This window comes from Krasilnikovia cinnamomea (assembly GCF_004217545.1).
GTDB lineage: Bacteria > Actinomycetota > Actinomycetes > Mycobacteriales > Micromonosporaceae > Actinoplanes > Actinoplanes cinnamomeus.
On the sequence record NZ_SHKY01000001.1, the window covers coordinates 1,679,161 to 1,693,018 of the forward strand.

16 protein-coding genes and 1 pseudogene are annotated in these 13,858 nt (G+C 71.7%); 1 reads left to right on the forward strand and 16 read right to left on the reverse strand.

All coding sequences use genetic code 11. From position 1 onward, the window contains the following. The first annotated feature begins 43 nt into the window (after positions 1-43). Positions 44-1,231: an aminotransferase class V-fold PLP-dependent enzyme gene (locus EV385_RS07360; protein ID WP_130508771.1), complete on the forward strand. Its 1,188-nt coding sequence runs from the start codon at positions 44-46 to the stop codon at positions 1,229-1,231. 90 nt (positions 1,232-1,321) lie between these two features. Here the strand turns inward: EV385_RS07360 and EV385_RS07365 are convergent. The 16 genes and pseudogenes from EV385_RS07365 to ffh form a co-directional block, all read right to left on the reverse strand. Continuing rightward, positions 1,322-1,795 (reverse strand): annotated as a pseudogene (locus EV385_RS07365) (peptidoglycan DD-metalloendopeptidase family protein); the annotation flags it as partial. Positions 1,796-1,866: 71 nt separating this feature from the next. Beyond that, positions 1,867-2,190 carry a DUF2469 domain-containing protein gene (locus tag EV385_RS07370; protein WP_130508772.1) on the reverse strand — a complete coding sequence of 108 codons (324 nt, stop codon included), beginning with the start codon at positions 2,188-2,190 and terminating at the stop codon, positions 1,867-1,869. After that, complete coding sequence (locus EV385_RS07375) at positions 2,187-3,017, reverse strand: ribonuclease HII (protein WP_130508773.1); 831 nt, start codon at positions 3,015-3,017, stop codon at positions 2,187-2,189. Before EV385_RS07375 ends, EV385_RS07370 begins: the two co-directional genes overlap by 4 nt. Further along, positions 3,017-3,484 (reverse strand): NUDIX hydrolase, encoded by a 468-nt coding sequence (locus EV385_RS07380; protein WP_130513146.1) that lies wholly within the window; start codon positions 3,482-3,484, stop codon positions 3,017-3,019. The genes EV385_RS07375 and EV385_RS07380 overlap by 1 nt, the downstream gene beginning before the upstream one ends. Before the next feature lie 45 nt (positions 3,485-3,529). After that, complete coding sequence (lepB, locus tag EV385_RS07385; protein WP_423203105.1) at positions 3,530-4,183, reverse strand: signal peptidase I; 654 nt, start codon at positions 4,181-4,183, stop codon at positions 3,530-3,532. Further along, positions 4,183-5,058 carry a signal peptidase I gene (gene lepB, locus EV385_RS07390; RefSeq protein ID WP_242624756.1) on the reverse strand — a complete coding sequence of 292 codons (876 nt, stop codon included), beginning with the start codon at positions 5,056-5,058 and terminating at the stop codon, positions 4,183-4,185. The genes lepB (EV385_RS07385) and lepB (EV385_RS07390) overlap by 1 nt, the downstream gene beginning before the upstream one ends. A gap of 228 nt (positions 5,059-5,286) precedes the next feature. Then, complete coding sequence (gene rplS, locus EV385_RS07395) at positions 5,287-5,646, reverse strand: 50S ribosomal protein L19 (protein ID WP_130508776.1); 360 nt, start codon at positions 5,644-5,646, stop codon at positions 5,287-5,289. 130 nt (positions 5,647-5,776) lie between these two features. Then, entirely contained in the window at positions 5,777-6,541 is a 765-nt protein-coding gene (gene trmD, locus EV385_RS07400; protein WP_130508777.1) for a tRNA (guanosine(37)-N1)-methyltransferase TrmD, read from the reverse strand. Between the two features lie 54 nt (positions 6,542-6,595). Further along, on the reverse strand, positions 6,596-7,168 hold the full coding sequence (rimM, locus tag EV385_RS07405) for a ribosome maturation factor RimM (protein WP_207230070.1): 573 nt from the start codon (positions 7,166-7,168) through the stop codon (positions 6,596-6,598). A 14-nt stretch (positions 7,169-7,182) separates the two neighbouring features. Further along, entirely contained in the window at positions 7,183-7,443 is a 261-nt protein-coding gene (locus EV385_RS07410; RefSeq protein WP_130508779.1) for an RNA-binding protein, read from the reverse strand. Beyond that, positions 7,418-7,921, reverse strand: coding sequence for a 30S ribosomal protein S16 (rpsP, locus tag EV385_RS07415; protein WP_130508780.1), 504 nt, complete (start codon positions 7,919-7,921; stop codon positions 7,418-7,420). The genes EV385_RS07410 and rpsP overlap by 26 nt, the downstream gene beginning before the upstream one ends. Positions 7,922-8,130: 209 nt before the next feature. After that, positions 8,131-8,781 (reverse strand): ribonuclease FAU-1 family protein, encoded by a 651-nt coding sequence (locus tag EV385_RS07420; RefSeq protein WP_130508781.1) that lies wholly within the window; start codon positions 8,779-8,781, stop codon positions 8,131-8,133. Between the two features lie 64 nt (positions 8,782-8,845). Further along, positions 8,846-10,252: a proline--tRNA ligase gene (proS, locus tag EV385_RS07425; RefSeq protein WP_130508782.1), complete on the reverse strand. Its 1,407-nt coding sequence runs from the start codon at positions 10,250-10,252 to the stop codon at positions 8,846-8,848. 86 nt (positions 10,253-10,338) lie between these two features. After that, positions 10,339-11,415 (reverse strand): amidohydrolase family protein, encoded by a 1,077-nt coding sequence (locus tag EV385_RS07430; protein ID WP_130508783.1) that lies wholly within the window; start codon positions 11,413-11,415, stop codon positions 10,339-10,341. Between the two features lie 26 nt (positions 11,416-11,441). After that, positions 11,442-12,029, reverse strand: a complete 588-nt coding sequence (locus EV385_RS07435; protein WP_130508784.1) for a Uma2 family endonuclease — start codon at positions 12,027-12,029, stop codon at positions 11,442-11,444. 180 nt (positions 12,030-12,209) lie between these two features. After that, positions 12,210-13,772, reverse strand: a complete 1,563-nt coding sequence (gene ffh / locus EV385_RS07440) for a signal recognition particle protein (protein WP_130508785.1) — start codon at positions 13,770-13,772, stop codon at positions 12,210-12,212. Between the last annotated feature and the right edge of the window lie 86 nt (positions 13,773-13,858).

Below are 13,858 nucleotides of genomic sequence, written 5' to 3' on the forward strand. Positions count from 1 at the left end.
GCAATTTTCAGCGTCAGGCGCACGGGCACCGTACGATCGAGGCGTGCCCGCCGGAGATCCACCCCCGCCCATCCCGGGAGCCCGCCTCCTGTTCTCGCTGGATCCGGCGGTGTCCTATCTCAACCACGGTTCGTTCGGCGCCGTTCCGCTCAGCGTGCAGCGGGTCCAGCAGCGGCTGCGCGACGAGGTCGAAGCCAACCCCCTGCGGTTCTACGCGCAGGGGCTGCTCGACCGCATCATCCACACCCGACGGCACCTGGCGGCGTTCCTGGGTGCCGACCCGGACGGCAGCGCCCTGGTGCCCAACACCACGGCGGGGGTGTCGATAGCGCTGCAGTCGGTGCGGCTCGCGGCGGGCGACGAGGTTCTTCTGACCGACCACGCGTACGGCGCGGTGATGCTGGCCGCCAAGCGGCAGTGCCGGCGGGCCGGTGCCACGGCGCGGACCGTCACGTTGCCGCTGGGTGCCACGGAGGCCGAGGTGGTGTCCCGCGTCCGCGACGCCCTGCGGCCCGGGCGGACCAAGCTGCTCCTCGTCGACCAGGTCACCTCCGGCACGGCGCAGGTCCTCCCGGTACGGCAGATCGCGGCGGCGGCCCGCGAGCACGACATCCCGGTGCTCGTGGACGGGGCGCATGTGCCCGGCATGCTGCCCGTGGAGGTCGGCGAGATCGGGGCGGACTTCTGGGTGGGCAACCTGCACAAGTGGGCGTTCGCGCCGCGCGGAACCGCGCTGCTGTCCGTGGCGCCGGGCTGGCGGCGGCGGATCGAGCCGCTGGGGGTGTCGTGGGAGCAGGACGCCGGATTCCCGCTGTCGGTCGAGTTCCAGGGCACCGTGGACTACACGGGCTGGCTGGCCGCGCCCGCGGGGCTGTACGCGCTGCGTACCCTCGGCGTCGAGACGGTGCAGGCGCACAACGCGGCCCTCGCGGCGTACGGGCAGCGGGTGGTCGGGGAGGCGCTCGGGTTGGCCCCCGCCGACCTGCTCGACCCCGGCGGGCCGGGGTCGATGCGGATCGTGCCGCTGCCGATCGGGCTGGCCACGACCCAGGCGGAGGCGCAGGCGCTGCGCCTGCACATCGCCGAGAAGCTGTCCGCCGAGACCGCGGTGAACGCCTGGGGCGGCCGGGGCTGGCTGCGGCTGTGCGCCCAGGTCTACAACCGTCCGGAGGAGTACGACAGGCTGGCCGAGCGGCTCCCCGCGCTGCTCAGCGCGTTTCAACGGCAGTAGCCGCACCCGGCGCAGGCCCAGCAGCGCGAGAGGGTCCAGGTAGGTCTCGCCCCGGCGCGCTCCCCAGTGCAGGCAGGCGGGCTCGGGGCAGCCGGGGTGCCCGGTCCGCAGGGTGCCGATCCGTTGCCCGGCCGCGACCGTCGCACCGGCGCGCACGCCCGGGTCGACCGGCTCGTACGTGGTGCGCAGGCCGCCCGGGTGCGCCACGCTGACCACCCCGCGACCGGCCAGCACGGCGGCGAAGACCACGGTGCCCGGCCCGGCCGCACGCACCGGGACGGCCGCACGCACCGGGACGGCCGGGGGTGCGGCGAGGTCGACGCCGCGGTGGCCCGGTAGCCACGGGTGCGGTGGCGGGGCGAAGCCGCGCACGACGTGCGGCGCGTCGAGCGGCCACCGGAATCGGGCGGCCACCGCGCGACCGGGCTGGGCCGAGACCGGGTTGGCGGCAGGACTCGGATCCCGCCACGACGCGGCGGCGGGCAACGGCGGCGCGGGAGCACGTGGTGGGGCGGGACATCCGGGGCACGGAAGCAACAGCAGGCACAACAGCAGCAGGGCCATGTGCGCACCCTGCCGGATGCGCCCTCAGGCGCGGGGCCGCCCTGTGGACGGGGCCGCGTTGTGGACGGCCGTCAGCCGCCGAAGTTGGCGTCGTCCGGCAGGGAGATGTCGGGCTTCTCCAGCTCCTCGACGTTCACGTCCTTGAACGTCATGACCCGCACGTTCTTGACGAACCGGGCCGGGCGGTACATGTCCCAGACCCAGGCATCATGCATCTCGACCTCGAAATAGACCTCGCCGTCGGCGTTACGCACGTGCAGATCGACCTGGTTGGCCAGGTAGAACCGGCGCTCGGTCTCCACCACGTACGAGAACTGGCGGACGATGTCGCGGTACTCCCGGTAGAGCTGCAGCTCCATCTCGGTCTCGTACTTCTCGAGATCCTCTGCGCTCATCGCTTCTCGCCCTCCATGGCCTCATCTTCCCCCACCGGCACCGGCGGCCGAGGCTGGTCGCCCGACGCCACGCCGACGGTACCCTCCGCCACCGGCCACAGCATCATCGGCTCGACCGCGTCGGGCGCGGGCCGCGGCGCGGCGTCGCGCGGGCGGCGGGCGCGCGGAGGCCGGTTGCCCCGGCCGGAGGCGGCGGCCACGTTGACGTACGAGAACCGGTGCTCGGCGCACGGGCCGAGGCGGGCGAGGGCCGTGGAGTGCTCGTCGGTGATGTACCCCTTGTGCACCGCGAAGCCGTACCCGGGGAAGCGGGTGTCCAGGTCGACCATGAGCCGGTCCCGGGTGACCTTGGCCAGGACACTCGCGGCGGCCACGCAGGCCGCCACCCGGTCGCCCTTCCACACCGCGAGGCCGGGGGCGTCCAGCCCGTCGACCGGGAAGCCGTCGGTCAGCACGTACTCGGGGCGGGCGGCCAGCGAGGCCAGCGCCCGGCGCATCGCGGCCAGGTTGCAGACGTGCAGGCCGCGGGCGTCCACCTCGGTGGCCGGGATGACCACAACGGACCAGGTCAGGGCACGGGCCACCACCTCGTCGTACACGCGTTCGCGGGCGGCCGGGGTGAGCAGCTTGGAGTCGGCCAGTTCCTCGATCTCGCCGCGCCGGCCCTCGGGCAGGATCGCGGCGGCGGCGACCAGCGGCCCGGCGCAGGCGCCGCGGCCGGCCTCGTCAGCGCCGGCGACGAGCCGGAAGCCGCGCCGCTGCAGGGCACGTTCGAGCGCGTACAGGCCGCCTTCGCGGCGCACCACGGTACGGGGTGGGGCCAGCATCAGCGTCCCCCCTGCGGCAAGCCGTCGGGCACGAGCCGCCGCAGCAGGTCGGGCAGCTCTTCCGGGTACACGTCCTCGTCGGTGGTCTCCAACTCGGCCAGCGACCACCAGCGGTGCCCGTCGACGCTCGTCCGCTCCTCCTCCTCGAAGCCGCCCGTGTCCACCTGCCACTGCTCGACCCGCAGCAGGTAGAACTGCTGGTCCTGCCGATACCACCGGTGGCGGTAGCTGAACTCGACCACCTGATGCCAGACCGGCTCGCCCAGCTCGGCAGGGTCGACCCGCAGGCCGGTCTCCTCGAACAGCTCGCGGGCCGCGCCCTGTGCGGCGGTCTCCCCCGGGTCCAGGCCGCCGCCGGGGGTGAACCACCAGCTCCTGTCCGGCGCGACCGGGTCGCCGCCGTGGAACAGCAGGATCCGGCCGGCCGCGTCGATCAGGAGCACCCGCGCCGCCGGGCGGTTCGTCATCACGCCACCAAGCCTAGGGCGCGCCCGGCGGGGCGGTCAGCCCGGTCAGCCCGTGCGGGTCGGCTCCGGGACGGACCCGAAGGTTTCCGGCACGGACAACCAGCCGGCCCGGCTCAGCGGCCAGAAGATCGTGAACGCCCGGCCCACCACCGCGTCCTTCTCGACCGTGGCCTCGTTGACGTCCTGGGACTGCTGGTAGTGCTCCAGCGAGTCGCCCGAGGCGGAGCGGTGGTCGCCCATCACCCAGAGCCGGCCGGGCGGCACGGTGATGTCGAATTCCTCATCGGCGGCCGGGTCCTGGGTGCCGTCGGCGTCGCGGTAGATGTACGGCTCGTCCAGCGAGTGGCCGTTGACCATCAGCCGCTTCTGCGCGTCGCAGCAGACGATACGGTCGCCGCCGACGCCGATGATGCGCTTGATGAAGTCTTCGCCTTCGGTGCCGCTCTGCCAGTCGCTCGGCGCCTTGAACACGACGATCTCGCCCCGGCGGGGGTCGCGGAAGTCGTACACGAGCTTGTTGACGAGCACCCGGTCGAGCACGTTGAGGGTGTGCTCCATCGACGGGGAGGGGATGTAGAAGGTCTGCAGGACGAAGAAGCGGACGAGGAACGCAACGAGGATGGCGACGCCCAGCAGGATCGGTAGCTCACGCCAGAAGGAACCGCGGCGCTTGTTGGTTTGTTCGTTTTGCTCGTCAATCACGAACGGAGCCTACGTCGCCGCGTCATGGTCGGAAGACCGGAACGCGCGGATACTCCCGCGGTCAATAGGAACGGGACGATAAGGGCACCCGTAGTCGGATCCGGGTCGGAGGGGGGCACGGCGCCCGGCGGACCCGCGGCGACCGGATGGCTGGCGGCGAAGCTCTTCCAGTTGTCGGGCACGGACAGGCCGGTGAAGCGGCTGCTGGGCCAGACCACCACGAAGGCCCGGCCGATGATGTTCTTGATGGGTACGGGCCCCTGGCAGCGCGCGTCCTGCGACACCAGCCGGTGGTCGCCCATGACGAACATCTCACCCGCGGGCACGGTCACCTCGGCGAACCGGCGGCTGGTGCACTGCTTCGGGTTCGGCGGCGCGTCCAGCGAGGAGTTCTCCTGCACGTACGGTTCGTCGATCGATTCGCCGTTGACGGTGATCCGGCCCTTGGCGTCACAGCAGGCGACCTTGTCACCGGGCAGGCCGATCACCCGCTTGATGAAGTCGCGCTCCCCCGGGCGGCTCACCCCGACCAGGTCGCCGATGGTCCGGCCGAGTTTCGCGGCGAAGGCGTTGCTGATCGGGGTGCTCGGCTGCTCCGGGGCCCAGTTGTCCGTACCGCGGAAGACCACGATCTCCCCGCGCACCGGGTCCCGCATGTCGTAGACGACCTTGTTGACCAGCACGCGGTCGCCGACCAGCAGGGTGTTCTCCATCGACCCGGAGGGGATGAAGAACGCCTGGACCAGGAACGTACGGATGAGCACGGCGAGGCAGAACGCCACGACGAGCAGGAGCGGCAGCTCCTGCCACAGCGGCATCTCCTTGCGCCGGATCACGCCCCGGCGCCGCCGGGAGGCTCGATAGCCTTCCATCGGTTCCACGCTACGCATCTCCTGCCGCCGTCCCGGCCGACCGCTCCGGATACAGCACTACCGCCCGAGGCCCCAGCTCAGGGGCGGGTCGGGCGGTAGTGCGAATGGTCCGCCGCAGCGGCGGTTACCGCAGTGGCGCTGGTGCCCATCCGTCACTCGCGCAAGAGTAGTGCGCTCGCACGGCAAACGTCAGTCCGAGAGAACGTACGGCCCGGACCACGATGGGGTTCAGCTGACGGTCTGCTTCTCGCGCAGCTCCTTGATCTTGGCCTTCTTGCCGCGCAGCTCACGCAGGTAGTACAGCTTGGCGCGGCGCACGTCGCCGCGGGTGACGACCTCGATCCGGTCGATCTGCGGGCTGTTGATCGGGTACGTGCGCTCCACGCCGACCCCGAAGCTGATCTTGCGGATCTTGAAGGTCTCGCGCAGACCACCGCCCTGGCGGCTGATCACGACGCCCTGGAAGACCTGGACGCGGGAGCGGTTACCCTCGACGACCCGGGCGTGGACCTTGAGCGTGTCACCCGCTCGGAAGGCGGGAATGTCGGTGCGCTGCGACTGGGCGTCGAGAGCGTCCAGCGTGTTCATCGCTGCATCCTCGTCGTACTCAAAGCACACCGGGAGTTCGGCGTGCGGGTGGGTGATTCTGGACCCCGGCTCGATGGTGCCCCGGAGACCCTCGCCCGCCCCCACGGCGTGGAGGCGAACGGCAACCTCCCTACTTTGCCACATCCGGGTGGGGGACCTGAAATCCGGCCCCGTCCAGGGCGGCCCGGTCGTGCTTGTCCAGGCGCTCCGGCGGGTACCCGGCCAGCAGGTCCGGCCGCCGGGCCGCCGTACGCAGCAGGGACTGCTCGCGACGCCACCGGGCGATCCGGCCGTGGTCGCCGGAGCGCAGCACCGCCGGGACCTCGTGCCCGCGCCACTGCGCGGGCTTGGTGTAGACCGGGGCCTCCAGCAGGCCCGCCGCGTGCGACTCCTCGGTCAGCGAGTCGGCGTTGCCCAGTACCCCGGGCAGCAGCCGGGTCACCGCCTCCATGATCACAATGACCGCGACCTCGCCACCGAACAGCACGTAGTCGCCCAGCGACACCTCGCGGACCGGCATCCGGGTCGCGGCGTCGTCCAGGACGCGCTGGTCGATGCCCTCGTACCGGCCGCAGGCGAAGACCAGATGCGGTGCGGTGGCCAGCTCGTGCGCGGCGGCCTGGGTGAACGGCGTGCCGACCGGGGACGGCACCACCAGCAGCGAATCCGGGCGGGTCACCGCGTCGAGGGCACCCGCCCACGGCTCGGGGCGCATCACCATCCCGGGCCCGCCGCCGTACGGGGTGTCGTCGACCGTGCGGTGGACGTCGGAGGTCCAGGTCCGCAGATCGTGCACCGCGATGTCGAGCAGGCCCGAGGCCCGTGCCTTGCCGATCAGCGACAGTTCCAGCGGGGAGAAGTACTCGGGAAAGATCGAGACGATGTCGACGCGCACGGCAGCCTCAGGCTCTACGGGTCGAGCCGCGACGGGCTCGCTCAGGGTGGCCGCTCAGAGATCGAGCAGGCCCTCGGGCAGGTCGACGATCACCCGGCCGGCGGCGAGATCCACCGAGGGGACGATCTGACTCACGAACGGGATCAGGGCGGTCCCGCCCCCGGCCTTGCTCAGCACGATGAGATCCGACGCTGGGGCGTGCTCGATGCGCTGCACCTCGCCGTACACCGTGCCGTCGGCGGACACCACGGCCAGGCCGATCAGCTGGTGGTCGTGGAACTCGTCCGGGTCGTCCGGCGCGGCGATGTCCCCGCTGTCGACGCAGAGCAGCACTCCCCGCAGGGCCTCGGCGACGTTGCGGTCGGGCACGCCCGCGAACTGGGCGATCACCCGCCCCTGGTGCCAGCGCAGCGACTCCAGGGTCAGCTTGTCGGGCACCTGGTAGGGCGCCCCGCCCGGCGGGGGCGGCGGCGTGGCCGGGCCGGTGCTCACCCGCCGGTCCCGGGGGACCTCGGTGGTGAACACCTGCCCGGCCACGAATCTCGCCTCAGGCTCGTCGGTACGCACCGTCACAAGCACCTCCCCACGGATGCCGTGGGGCTTGCCGATCTGGCCGACGACGAGCAGCATCGCGCGGTGCGTCAGTACGCGTCGACGATGTCGACGCGGATGCCACGGCCACCGATCGAGCCGATGACCTGGCGCAGCGCCTTGGCCGTACGCCCGCCGCGCCCGATGACCGTACCCAGGTCCTCGGGGTGCACGCGGACCTCGAGCCGCTTGCCGCGGCGCGAGTCGACGAGCCGGACCCGGACGTCGTCCGGGTTGTCGACGATGCCCTTGACGAGGTGCTCCAGCGCGGGCCGGAGCGCCCCGTCAGCTCGCGGAGTCGGCGCCGGCACCGGCGGCGTCCTCTGCCTTGGCAGCGGCCTCCTCGCGGGTCTCCGCCGGAGCCTCGTCGGCGGCCTTGGCCTCAGCCTTGGGGGCCTTCTCCGACTTGGCGGTGGCCTTCTTGGCGGTGGCCGGCTTCTCGGCGACGCCGGCGGAGGCCTTGGCCTCGGCCTCGTACACGGCCAGACGGTCGGCCTTAGGGGCCGCCACCAGCAGCGGCGGCGGGGCCGGCAGGCCCTTGAACTGCTGCCAGTCGCCGGTCTTCTCCAGCAGGCGCTGCACGGCCTCGCTCGGCTGGGCGCCGACGGAGAGCCAGTACTGCACGCGCTCCGACTTCACCTGGATGACCGACGGGTCTTCCTTGGGGTGGTAGATGCCCACGTACTCGATAGCACGACCGTCGCGCTTGGTGCGCGAGTCGGCGACGACGATGCGGTACTGCGGGTTGCGGATCTTGCCCATCCGCAGGAGCCGGATCTTTACGGCCACGGTGTCTTTTACTCCTGAATGCGTCGTGATCGAGTCGCTGGCACCACGTGGGGTTGTGGGCCGTTGCCTCGCGGACTGGCAGCGCGTCAGGAGTTAGAGGGCAGCCTCACGCACGCCGAACCAGCCACCCATTCTGCCAGACCATCCGCGCCCGGTCCCACCGCCCTCCCCACCAGCCCACCCTTTCGGTGATCATGGGGACGGAACGCTCATCGGCAGGCCGGCCGGTCCCAGCCCGGCGGCAGCGCGTGGGGCACCGGCCAGGCCGGATCGGGGTGGAAGTCCGTCCAGGTGCCGTCGAACGGGAACTTGCCCGCCTCGATCAGCTCGATCACCCGGTGGCCCTCGGCCCACACCGCCGCCGCGTCGCGCACCCAGTAGTGCTCGGGGAGGGCCAGCCGCTCGGCGAACTCGTCCTCGTCCTTCCACCGCCAGCTGTGATCCGGGGCCACGACGATGTCCAGGTCCTGGTCGATCACGTCGACCCCGGCCGCCGGGCCGTCGTCCCAGCGCGCCAGGGGCTCCTCCAGGTTGACGTACCAGGCCGCGAAGCGGTCCCGGTCGTCGCGGAAGAACCAGACCGAGTAGCGGCCTTCGCGGGGCAGGAACTTCAGGATCGCGGGACCCTGCCAGGTCGCCTCCCGCAGGTGGCGGTCCAGGGTCACCCACTCGGTGAACGGCATGTCCCGCACCCTGCGCCCGTCCACGGCCACCTCGACCGCCACCGCCGAGGCGCGCGCCAACCAGAGCAGCAGCCCGCGGTCGTCATCGCTGACCACCCGGCACGGGCGCACTCCGACGACCCGGTCCCCCGCGATGTGGCGGTACAGCACCGGCTGTCCGGGAGCGAACGGCCTCACGGCCGACCCGCCCTCGCGGCCGGCCCCTGCCAGGGCGTCGCGGCCGGCTCCGGCCTGCGGGACATCAGTAGGCGCGGGCCAGGATCGCGACCAGGTCCGGCTCGTCGTCCGCGTCGGGCACGGTGCCGTCGGGACGGATCAGGCAGCGTACGGTGACCGCCTTGCCGTTGGCCTCGGCCTCGCCCTCCACGCCGACCGCCGACCACGGCACCCGCGCCCAGCCGGTCTGCGCCGCCTCGAGCGCGTCGCCGAGCGTCTTCACGTCCACGGTGCGTTCCTCGCGCAGCGCCAGCGCGTCGTCGAAGAGCTGCTGCTGGTCGGCCTTGAGCGCGGCGGTGACCGCGGCGACGACCTCGCCGAGCGGCACCGGCGCCTTCGCCCCGGTGATCCGCCGGACCAGCACCGCGTTGCCCGCGGCCAGGTCGCGCGGGCCCACCTCGATACGCACCGGGATGCCCTTGAGCTCGGCGTCCACCGCCCGGCGGCCGAACGGCACGTCGGCGCGGTCGTCCAGGGTCACCCGTACGCCTGCGGCGGCCAGCTCGTCGCGCAACTTGGCGGCGGCCTCGGCCACCCCCTCGCCCGCCTTGACCACCATGATGTTGGCCTGGACCGGGGCGAGCCGGGGCGGGATGCGCAGGCCGCTGTCGTCGCCGTGCACCATGATCAGTCCGCCGATCATGCGGGTGGTGCTGCCCCACGAGGTGGTCCAGCAGTGCTCCAGGCTCCCGGCCTGCGACGAGTACGTGATGTCGAACGCCTTGGCGAAGTTCTGCCCCAGCTCGTGCGACGTGCCCATCTGCAGCGCCTTGCCGTCGCCCATCATGGCCTCGAGGGTCATGGTGTTCGTGGCGCCCGCGAACCGCTCCCCGACGGTCTTGCGGCCCGGTACGACCGGGATGGCCAGCAGGTTGACCATGAAGTCCTCGTACACGTGGTGCAGGATGCGGCGCGCGTAGGCCGCCGCGTCCGCCTCGGTGGCGTGCGCGGTGTGGCCCTCCTGCCAGAGGAACTCGGTGGTCCGCAGGAAGGTGCGCGGGCGCAGTTCCCACCGCACCACGTTGGCCCACTGGTTCAGCAGCAGCGGCAGGTCCCGGTACGAGTCGACCCACTTGGCCATGAACTCGCCGAAGATCGTCTCGCTGGTGGGGCGCACCACGATCGGCTCGGCCAGCTCCTTGCCGCCCGCGTGGGTGACCACGGCCAGCTCGGGCGAGAAGCCCTCCACGTGCTGGGCCTCGCGGCGCAGGTAGCTCTCCGGGATGAACAGCGGGAAGTACGCGTTCTCCGCGCCCGCCGCCTTGATCCGGGCGTCCATCTCGCCCTGCATGCGCTCCCACAGCGCGTAGCCGGTCGGCCGGATCACCATCGTGCCGCGCACCGGGCCGTTGTCGGCGAGCTGCGCCTTGGCGATGAGGTCCTGATACCAGCGGGGGAAGTCCTCCGCACGGGGAGTGAGCACGCGAGCCATGAGGCAGCATCCTAGCGAGGCCCAGCGGATCACCCGTCCCCGGAGCCCAGCGGATCACCGCCGCCACAGGCGCGAGTCACCCTCGTTCAGCGGATCACCTGTCCCCGCAGGACGATCCGCCGGGGTGCCCGCACCACGGTCAGGTCGCGGCGCGGGTCCTCGGGGTAGACGACCAGGTCGGCGCGGCCGCCCTCGACCAGTCCGGGGAAGCCCAGCCAGGCCCGGGCCCGCCAGGACGCGGCGGCCAGCACGTCGAGCGCCGGGATGCCCGCCTCGTGCAGCAGCAGCATCTCCTCGGCGGCCTGGCCGTGCCGGATGCCGCCGCCCGCGTCGGTGCCCACGTAGATCGGCACCCCGGCCTCGTGAGCGGCGCGGACCACGGACGGGAAGCGGTCGCGCAGGGCGACCATGTGGTCGGCGTACCCGGCGAACTTCGCCCGGGCCCGGTCCGCGATCCCCCCGAACGTCTGAATGTTGATCATTGTGGGCACCAGCGCGGTGCCGCGCCGGGCCATCTCGTCGATGAGGTCGAACGACAGCCCGGTGCCGTGCTCGACCGAGTCCACTCCGGCCCGGACCATCTGCGCCACCCCCTCCTCCGAGAAGGTGTGCACGGCCGCCCGGGCGCCCGCCGCATGCGCGGCCGCGACGGCGGCGGCCATGGTCTGCGGATCCCAGGACGGGGCGAGATCGCCGACGGACCGGTCGATCCAGTCGCCGACCAGCTTCACCCAGCCCGTCCCCGCCCGGGCCTGTTCGGTGACGGCCGCGGCGACGTCGGCGCCGTCGACCTCCACCCCGATGTCGCGCAGATACCGCTTGGGGGCCGCGACGTGCCGCCCGGCGCGGGCCAGGCGCGGCATGCCGGGCTCGTCGTCCAGCTCCGGATACGGGTACGGCGATCCGGCGTCCCGAATGGCCAGCACCCCGGCGTCGCGGTCCGTGGTGGCCAGTTCCCGCGCCTGATCGAGGTGCTCGATCGGGCGGCCGCCGTACTGGATGCCGAGGTGGCAGTGGGCGTCGACGAGGCCGGGCAGGACGTACCCGGAGTCGCTGATCGTCTCGGCGTCCGCGACCGGCTCGAAGGTGACCCGGTCGCCGACCAGCCACAGGTCGCGTACCTCGTCGTCGGGGAGCAGGACACCGCGCACATGCAAGGCCATGTCCACAGTCCTACCTGATCACCCGTTCAGTCGTGCGGCCGGGCACGCTCCAGCAGGGCGCGGCGGCGCTCGGTCAGCGCGGGCAGGTCGATGGTCACCGGGAATGGCGACTCCGTCGTGAAGACCTTGTTGGTGCTGGCGGCGATCTCGTACTCGCCGGTGTCGCCGGGCTGGAACGCGGTGAGCACGATGCCGTCGTCGAACAGCGGGTCGATGACCCAGTAGTGCGCGACCCGGGCGGCGGCGTAGACCTTGGCCTTGGCGTACATGTCCCGGAAGTGGGAACCGGGCGAGATGACCTCCACGGCCAGCACGGCGTCGTCCACCGGCACCGGGCTGACGTTGGCGTGGTCGGGGCGGATGACGACGACGTCGGGCCGTGGCTCGTTGCGGTAATTCACCGCGAGCGACAAATCGACGACGGGCATGAGGTCTGGCGGACATCCGGCCCGCAGGGCGAGCAGGATCTCAACGCCGATGTCCTGGTGGATGGCGGTGGGGGACGGCAAGATCAGCCTTCCGTCGATCAACTCGTAGCGAAGATCCTTCGGAAGGCTCGCCAGGTCGTCGACGGTCCAGTCCTGCTTGTCGGGCAGGTTCAGCGCGGCGGTCAATGGGCCTCCTCGGGCAAGGACACCGTCACCCTAGGGACGTCAGGCTACCGGGCGGGGGCCGTGATCGTGGGCTGTGGATAACCGAGGCGGTGATGCGGGCGGCCGGAAACCCCGTGACCTCGGAACAGTGATGAGTTCGGGTCAGGAGCTGACCGGAACTCATCAAGATCCGAAAAGCGGTCAGCGCTTGTCGTCGTCCTTCGGGGGCTTGGTCAGTTTGTTGAAGTCGAGCTTGGGGAGCTTGAAGCCCGGGGGCAGGCCCGGGGCGCCGCCGCCCAGCGCGTTCGGGTCCAGGCCCGGGGGGAGCTGGGGCATGCCGCCGGGGAAACCGGCCGGCATCCCGGCGCCGCCGACGCGGGGCCGGCTGCTGCCTCCCTTGGTGCCCTTGCGCTTGTTCTTCGGGCTCTTGGTGGCCTTGCGGCGCGCGCCGGGCAGACCCATCATGCCGCCCATCTGCTTCATCATCTTCTGCGCGTCGGCGAAGCGGTTGAGCAGCTGGTTGACGTCCATGACGGTGACCCCGGAGCCGTTGGCTATGCGGACCCGGCGGGAGCCGTTGAGGATCTTCGGGTTGGCGCGCTCCTGCGGCGTCATCGAGCGGATGATCGCGGTGACCCGGTCGAAGTGGCTGTCGTCCAGCTCGGCCAGCTGGTCCTTCATCTGGCCCACGCCGGGCATCATGGCCAGCACGTTCGCGATCGGGCCCATCCGCCGTACGGCGATGAGCTGGTCGAGGAAGTCCTCCAGGGTGAACTGCTCGCCACCGAGCAGCTTGGAGGTCATCTTCTCCTTCTGATCCTCGTCGAAGGCCTGCTCGGCCTGCTCGATGAGGGTCAGCACGTCGCCCATGCCCAGGATGCGGCTGGCCATCCGGTCGGGGTGGAAGACGTCGAAGTCCTCCAGCTTCTCGCCGGTGGACGCGAACAGGATCGGCTCGCCGGTGACGTGCCGGACGGACAGGGCCGCGCCGCCGCGGGCGTCACCGTCGAGCTTGGACAGCACCACGCCGGTGATGCCGACGCCGTCGCGGAACGCCTCGGCGGTCTGCACCGCGTCCTGGCCGACCATGGCGTCGATGACGAAGATGACCTCGTCCGGGCTGACCGCGTCGCGGATGTCCGCGGCCTGCTGCATCATCTCGGCGTCGATACCGAGGCGGCCGGCGGTGTCGACGATGACGATGTCCTTCGCCGCCCGCTGCGCGTGCTCGATCGAGTCCCTGGCCACCTGGACCGGGTTGCCGACGCCGTTGCCGGGCTGGGGGGCGTACACGTCGACCCCGGCCCGGCCGCCGAGGACCTGGAGCTGGTTGACCGCGTTGGGGCGCTGCAGGTCACAGGCGACCAGCAGCGGCTGGTGGCCCTGGCCCTTGAGCCAGCGGGCCAGCTTGCCCGCGAGGGTGGTCTTACCGGAGCCCTGCAGACCGGCCAGCATGATCACGGTGGGGGGCTGCTTGGCGAACCGCAGCCGCCGCGCCTCGCCGCCGAGGACGTTGATGAGCTCCTCGTGGACGATCTTGATGATCTGCTGGGCGGGATTGAGCGCCTGCGACACCTCGGCGGCGCGCGCCCGCTCCTTGAGGCTGGCGATGAACGCCCGGACCACCGGGAGCGCCACATCCGCCTCGAGCAGGGCGAGGCGGATCTCGCGCGCGGTGGCGTCGATGTCGGCGTCGGTGAGCCGTCCCTTGCCCCGCAGCTTGGTGAAAATGCCGGAGAGCCGGTCGCTCAAGGTGTCAAACACGGCGCAACTTCCCGTTGGTCAGCGATGAGGGAACGCCCGCAAGCCTAGCCGCCCCGCCGAATCCTCACCGCTGGCGCATCCGAGTC

What these genes read in the sequence shown, in the direction of transcription:
- EV385_RS07370 (WP_130508772.1), bottom strand. Translation starts at nt 2,190, where the DNA reads ATGAGCGCAGAGGATCTCGAGAAGTACGAGACCGAGATGGAGCTGCAG.
- EV385_RS07375 (WP_130508773.1), bottom strand. Translation starts at nt 3,017, where the DNA reads ATGCTGGCCCCACCCCGTACCGTGGTGCGCCGCGAAGGCGGCCTGTAC.
- EV385_RS07380 (WP_130513146.1), bottom strand. Translation starts at nt 3,484, where the DNA reads ATGACGAACCGCCCGGCGGCGCGGGTGCTCCTGATCGACGCGGCCGGC.
- lepB (WP_242624756.1), bottom strand. Translation starts at nt 5,058, where the DNA reads ATGGAAGGCTATCGAGCCTCCCGGCGGCGCCGGGGCGTGATCCGGCGC.
- rplS (WP_130508776.1), bottom strand. Translation starts at nt 5,646, where the DNA reads ATGAACACGCTGGACGCTCTCGACGCCCAGTCGCAGCGCACCGACATT.
- proS (WP_130508782.1), bottom strand. Translation starts at nt 10,252, where the DNA reads ATGGCTCGCGTGCTCACTCCCCGTGCGGAGGACTTCCCCCGCTGGTAT.
- EV385_RS07430 (WP_130508783.1), bottom strand. Translation starts at nt 11,415, where the DNA reads ATGGCCTTGCATGTGCGCGGTGTCCTGCTCCCCGACGACGAGGTACGC.